A 5,519-nucleotide genomic window follows, 5' to 3' on the forward strand; every position below is an offset into this window, starting at 1 on the left:
CCTCGCCCCCGGCTACCCGGCGCGTGCCCACCGGGTGGCGGCGCTGGCCGGCCGCCTCGCGGTCGTCGTGGACCTGGCGCGCGGGACGGAGAGCGCCGCGCTGTCGGCCGCGCAGGTCCAAAGCCGTACCGCGGCCCTGCGTGACCTGGACAAGGCCGTACGGCGGGCGCAGGTTGCCGCCTGCAACAGCGTCCTGGATCCGGTGCGCTGACCCACAGCGCCGACCAAGAAAAGGGGGCGCACTCCCGAAGGAGTACGCCCCGAAGGTGAGTCGGTGTTCAGGCCGTGACGACGATGGCCTTAGTGATCTTGTCGCCCCAGGTCTGGCTCTTGTCGTCCCACAGCGGCCAGAGGAATCCGAGGAGGCACACCCAGCCGTCGATGGTGGAGTGGCAGAGCTGCCGGCCGAAGGCGGTGCCGCCGCTGAGGGGCTGGCCGGTCGCCTCGCTGACGACCTTGATGCCGAGGACGCGCTTGCCGACCGTCTGACCGGTGTTGGCTTCCTGGAAGCTGAGCGCGAACGCGATGATGAAGAGGAGGATCAGCTCGAAGAGGTAGGTCACCGCGATGTTCTTGGCGACCGCGCTGATGATGCCCATGATGATTCCGGACGGGATACCGACGATCAGCCCGTCGATGAACCGCGCGCCGAACCGGGCGCCCCAGCCGGCGTACTGGACCTGCCCGTAGCCGGAGCCATAGCCCTGCTGGCCGTAACCCTGCTGGCCGTAGGCCTGCTGCTGGCCGTAACCCTGCTGACCGTAGCCCTGCTGCTGGCCATAACCCTGCTGCTGCCCGTACCCGGGCTGCTGCTGGCCGTAGCCCTGCTGCTGGTCGTAACCGGGCTGCTGCCCGTAACCCGGCTGCTGGCCGTATCCGGGCTGCTGCTGCTGACCATAGCCCGGCTGCTGGTCATAGCCGGGCTGCTGCCCGTAACCCGGCTGCTGGCCGTACCCAGGCTGCTGCTGTCCATAGCCCGGCTGCTGCCCGTAACCGGGCTGCTGACCATAACCCGGCTGCTGCTGACCCTGGCCGTACGGGTCGTAGGGGGTGCTCACGCTCTTTCTCCTTTGTTGAAATTACGCCCGTCCGCCAAACCGGACTCGGTGGTCGCCATGATGAGTGCTGACTTCAAAGAGGCAGAAACCCGAAACGGGCGAGCTGCCAGACCCATGACAGCCCCAGCGTCACTCCGATGATCCAAGCACGGATGCGCGGATCGAGGGCCCACCATCGCCGCCCGGCCCCGAGCGGAGCGGTAGCCAGCCCGATCGCGCCCAGGAGAACGGCCGGGCTCGCGAGAAGCGCCTTGACCGGATGCGCCGCGCCCAACTCGATGAACACGGTGGTGCCACCACAGAGGGGGCACGGAACTCCGGTGAGCGCCCGCAGCGGGCACAGGGTGCCGGGATCATGCACTCGATGCAGGGCGGACACCACCACCGCCGCGGTGGCCATGCCGCCTGCGCGAAGGGCCACACCGAGCGCGCCGTCACCAGAGGCGGCGAAAACACGGCCGAGTACGTCGGCCGGCCGTCCTCGGGCTCGGGACGCGGGCGCATGCCCCCGTGCCACGTCCAAACCTTCGCCCTCCCCATGGTGCTCTTATGCGCTTGTGGACCCGTATACCGCAATATGCCGGGTCCGGGTCAAGTAAATACCAAGCCAGATTCCAGAACGTAACCGGCTGGAGACCTTGACGCCGACCCGGCTTCGGAGAGCGGTGGCGTGAGCGGGAAGGGCTCATCCGGTGCCGTGCGACGACGTTCGGCCGTACGGCACCGGAAACTCCGCAGGGCGTCAGTCCTCCGCGGCACCGACGATGACCGGGGCCGCGGCCTCGGCACCCTCGGCGACGACGTCCACCACGATCACGGTGACGTTGTCCGGGCCGCCCCCCTGGTTGGCCGCGCTGATGAGCTGGCCGACGGCGGCGGCGGGATCGGACTCCGCGGTGAGCACCTGGTGCATCGTCTCCGCGTCGACCGGGCCGCTGAGCCCGTCGGAGCACAGGAGATAGCGGTCACCCGGCAGGGCCTCGCGCAGCGACAGGTCGGGCTTGCGCTCGGGTCTGCCGTCGAGCACGCGGACCAGCCGGTTGGCCAGGTGGGGCGCCGCGCCGTCCTCGCCGGTCAGCATCTTCTCCAGCGTGTGGTCCTCGGTGATCTGGTAGAGGATCCCCTCACGCAGCATGTACGCCCGTGAATCGCCGATGTGGGCGAGAGCCGTGTGCGTACCCGACCACAGCATCGCGGTGCATGTCGTGCCCATGGACTGGAGCGCGGGCTCGTCCTCGACCTTCTGGGCGATCGCCTGGTTGGCCGCGAGCACGGCGCGCTCGACGACCTCGACCAGCTTGGCCTGGGGGACCTCGTGGTCGATCGCCGAGAGGGCCTGGATCGCGAGGGAGCTCGCGATCTCGCCACCCACGTGACCGCCCATACCGTCGGCGACCGCGAGCAGCCATGGGCCCGCATACGCCGAGTCCTCGTTGTTCTCGCGGGCACGGCCGACATCCGAGCCCGCGGCGTAGCGAATGGCAACTCTCATATGTTTTCCGATGTCGTCCTCGGCGGTGCGGTTCACTCAGCCGACTGCTGAGCTTCATCAACATATTCGACCGGCGCGCCTTACGCCTCATGGATCACAAGGGGATTTCTTGTGGAGTCACCGCTCCGCGAGTCCGTGGCGCACGGCGTACAGCGCGGCCTGGGTGCGATCCTGCAGGCCGAGCTTCATGAGGATGTTCGAGACGTGCGTCTTCACGGTCTTCTCCGACACCACGAGCGCCCGGGCGATCTCGCGGTTGGAGCGGCCCCGGGCGATCTGCGTCAGCACCTCACGCTCGCGCTCGGTGAGCGCGACCGTGGCCTTGTCGCTCTGCTCGGCGGCGAGCATCGCGTCCGCCGCCTCGGGCGCGAACAGCACGTGGCCGTCGTGCACGGCGCGGATCGCCTGGACGAGCGCCTGCGGGTCGACGTCCTTGTACAGGTAGCCGGAGGCACCCGCGCGGACGACCGGCAGCACCCGCGCGCGCTCGCCCACGCTCGTGAGCACCAGCACGCGTGAGGGGATGCCGCGCGAACGCAGCTCCTGGAGCGCCGACTGCCCGTCGCCCCCCGGCATGTTCAGGTCGAGCAGGATGACGTCGGGCGTGAGCGCCTCGGCGCGGGCGACCGCCTCCACGCCGTCGGCGGCCTCCCCGACCACCTCGATGTCCTCCTGCACGCCGAGGAACGTTCGCAGGCCCTGGCGCACGACCGGATGGTCGTCGGCGATCAGTACGCGGATCATGTGGGCACCTCCAGGCGTACGACGGTGCCGGAGCTCGACGAGGAGACGGTCAGGACGCCGCCGACCGACGCCGCGCGCTCGCGCATGGACGCCAGCCCCAGGCCGTCACGCGAGGCCTCCGTGGTGTCGAAGCCGACGCCGTCGTCGCGGATCTCCAGCAGTCCGGGTTCGAGGCGGGCGATCACCGTACACGGGTCGCCGTGCCGCAACGCGTTGTACAGCGCCTCCTGGGCGATGCGGAAGACCACCGCCTCGGTCGCGGGCGGCAGCGTGACCTCCTCTCCCTCGAACCGCACGGTGGTACGGCGGCCTCGGCCGGCTCCCCACACCCGGTCGAGCACCTGGACGTGCTTGCGCAGCGACTCGGCCAGCCCGTCGCCGGCCAGCTCCGCGGGGCGCAGCTCGAAGATCACCTCACGCAGCTCCGCCAGCGCCTCCTTGGCGAGCGTCTGGACCCGTTCGAGCTCCGGCCGTGGGTCGGCCGCCGCGAGCGCCGCCGCGGCGGTCAGACGGAGCGAGAACAGCTTCTGCGCGACCGCGTCGTGCAGCTCGCGGGCCAGCCGGGCGCGCTCCTTGACGACGGTCAGCTCACGGTTCCGCTCGTACAGCCGTGCGTTGGTCAGCGCGATCGCCGCGTGCGCGGCGAACAGGATGAGGCGTTCCTCGTCGTCGTCGGTGAAGCCGCCCGGCTGCCGCTTGTTGGCCAGGAAGATGATGCCGAGGGTGTCATCGCCGTCGCGGATCGGCACGCCGATGAAGTCGCGCAGCACCGGATGCGCCGACGGCCAGCCCTCGAACGCCGGGGCCCGGCGCACGTCCGCCAGCCGCTGCACCTTGTCCTCGCGCAGCATCACGGCGAGCAGCCCGTGCTGACGCGGCAGCGGACCGATCGCGCTCCACTGCTGGTCGCTGATGCCCTCGACCACGAACTCGGCGAACGAGCCTTCGGCGTCGGGCACGCCCAGCGCGGCATAGCGGGCGTCGAGAAGCTGCGCGGCGGCCCGTACGATCACCTGGAACACCTCGTGCACGGACAGGTGACGCGTGACGGCGAGCACCGCCGCGCTGACCGCGTGCAGCGCGGCGTCCCGATCGGCTTCCACGGCTCGACGGTACCCGCCTCCCCACGTCACGGGGATCGCTCACCGGCGCCGGAGGCGGCCTGGCCCGTACGGCTCCGGCCGCCTGCCGCCGGGGGCGGCGAGACCGCGGCGGCCGGCAGCCGGCCGGCCAGCCGGACGACCGTCAGCGCCGCCAGGACGAGGATGAGGCCGAGGAGAGACCAGAGCAGCGGCGGCGCCGTGTCGAGGAGCGCCGAGAACCCGGCGGGGGCGATCACCGCCGACACGGCCCAGGTGAACTGGTGGAGCGTCAGGTACCGTCCCCTGAGGGCGGCCGGCGCGGCGCTCGCGGCCAGCGCGGACGAGGGCACCGTGTGCAGGAGCTCGCCGAGCGTGTAGACCAGCGTCGCCGCGACCAGGGCGCCGTTGTGCGCCGAGCCACCGGGAACGAGCGCGACCAGGGCGTACGCGCCGCAGGAGAGGGCGAAGACGGCACCGCCCAGCGCGAGCGCGTGCGTACGGCGGGCGTTCCGCTGCAGCCACCGCACCAGCAGTTGCCCGACGGCCAGCAGCGCGGTGTTCAGCGTGTAGAGGAGCCCCAGCAGCCCCGGTGGCACGCCGAGCACGGAGACGGCGTACACCGGCAGCGCCACGGGCAGGATCGCGTGTGCCAGCGTGAACGCCTGCTCCGCTCCGACGAGCCGCATGAACGGCCGGTCGGCAAGCACCCGCCGGTAGCCCCCGCGGACGCGTGGGACACGCTCCACCTGGTCGGGCGGCACCGCCGTTCCGCCGAGGACCAGGGACCCGGCGACCAGGAAGCTCACCGCGTTCGCGGAGGCGACGAACGCGAACCCGGAGTGCCCGGCCAGCGAGACGGCGCCGGCCGACAGCAGCCCGCCCAGGCCGAAGCCCACATTGCGGGCGGTCGCCGCCAGGCCGTACAGCCGGTCCCGCGCCGGGCCCTCACCGAGCGCCGCGGCCTGGCTCGCGAAGGCCGGGTAGTAGGCGCGGTCCCCGACGGCGATCACGGCCGCGACCAGGACGAGCCCGGGAAATCCATGGACGAGCGGGTACGCGGCGAACCCCAGGGCACGCAGGACGTAGGTGGACACGAGCACGCGGCGCGCGCCGATCCGGTCGATCAGCGCGCCGGCCGCCGGG

Annotated in this window: 7 protein-coding genes; 1 reads left to right on the plus strand and 6 read right to left on the minus strand. The window is 71.4% G+C overall.

Annotated elements, in window-relative coordinates:
• Positions 1-211 (plus strand): Rv1486c family protein (locus tag ACFFNX_RS40640; protein WP_512699878.1); only part of this gene is annotated, 211 nt, incomplete at its 5' end.
• 67 nt (positions 212-278) lie between these two features.
• Here the strand turns inward: ACFFNX_RS40640 and ACFFNX_RS40645 are convergent.
• The 6 genes from ACFFNX_RS40645 to ACFFNX_RS40670 form a co-directional block, all read right to left on the minus strand.
• The gene (locus ACFFNX_RS40645; RefSeq protein ID WP_378211510.1) at positions 279-1,058 is read right to left on the minus strand and encodes an RDD family protein; all 780 of its coding nucleotides are present in this window, start codon (positions 1,056-1,058) and stop codon (positions 279-281) included.
• A 73-nt stretch (positions 1,059-1,131) separates the two neighbouring features.
• On the minus strand, positions 1,132-1,458 hold the full coding sequence (locus ACFFNX_RS40650) for a DUF2752 domain-containing protein (RefSeq protein ID WP_378211511.1): 327 nt from the start codon (positions 1,456-1,458) through the stop codon (positions 1,132-1,134).
• Positions 1,459-1,800: 342 nt separating this feature from the next.
• The gene (locus tag ACFFNX_RS40655) at positions 1,801-2,550 is read right to left on the minus strand and encodes a PP2C family protein-serine/threonine phosphatase (protein WP_378211512.1); all 750 of its coding nucleotides are present in this window, start codon (positions 2,548-2,550) and stop codon (positions 1,801-1,803) included.
• A 117-nt stretch (positions 2,551-2,667) separates the two neighbouring features.
• Positions 2,668-3,294, minus strand: a complete 627-nt coding sequence (locus ACFFNX_RS40660; protein WP_378211513.1) for a response regulator — start codon at positions 3,292-3,294, stop codon at positions 2,668-2,670.
• Positions 3,291-4,397, minus strand: a complete 1,107-nt coding sequence (locus tag ACFFNX_RS40665) for a GAF domain-containing sensor histidine kinase (protein ID WP_378211514.1) — start codon at positions 4,395-4,397, stop codon at positions 3,291-3,293. The genes ACFFNX_RS40660 and ACFFNX_RS40665 overlap by 4 nt, the downstream gene beginning before the upstream one ends.
• Positions 4,398-4,423: 26 nt before the next feature.
• Positions 4,424-5,519, minus strand: a 1,096-nt coding sequence (locus tag ACFFNX_RS40670; protein ID WP_378211515.1) for an MFS transporter, incomplete at its 5' end; no start/stop codon positions are given.

Source organism: Actinoallomurus acaciae, assembly GCF_042429965.1.
Classification (GTDB): domain Bacteria; phylum Actinomycetota; class Actinomycetes; order Streptosporangiales; family Streptosporangiaceae; genus Actinoallomurus; species Actinoallomurus acaciae.

Coding starts and splice junctions, on each gene's coding strand:
- ACFFNX_RS40650 (WP_378211511.1), bottom strand. CDS start 1,458: ATGGCCACCGCGGCGGTGGTGGTGTCCGCCCTGCATCGAGTGCATGAT.
- ACFFNX_RS40660 (WP_378211513.1), bottom strand. CDS start 3,294: ATGATCCGCGTACTGATCGCCGACGACCATCCGGTCGTGCGCCAGGGC.
- ACFFNX_RS40655 (WP_378211512.1), bottom strand. CDS start 2,550: ATGAGAGTTGCCATTCGCTACGCCGCGGGCTCGGATGTCGGCCGTGCC.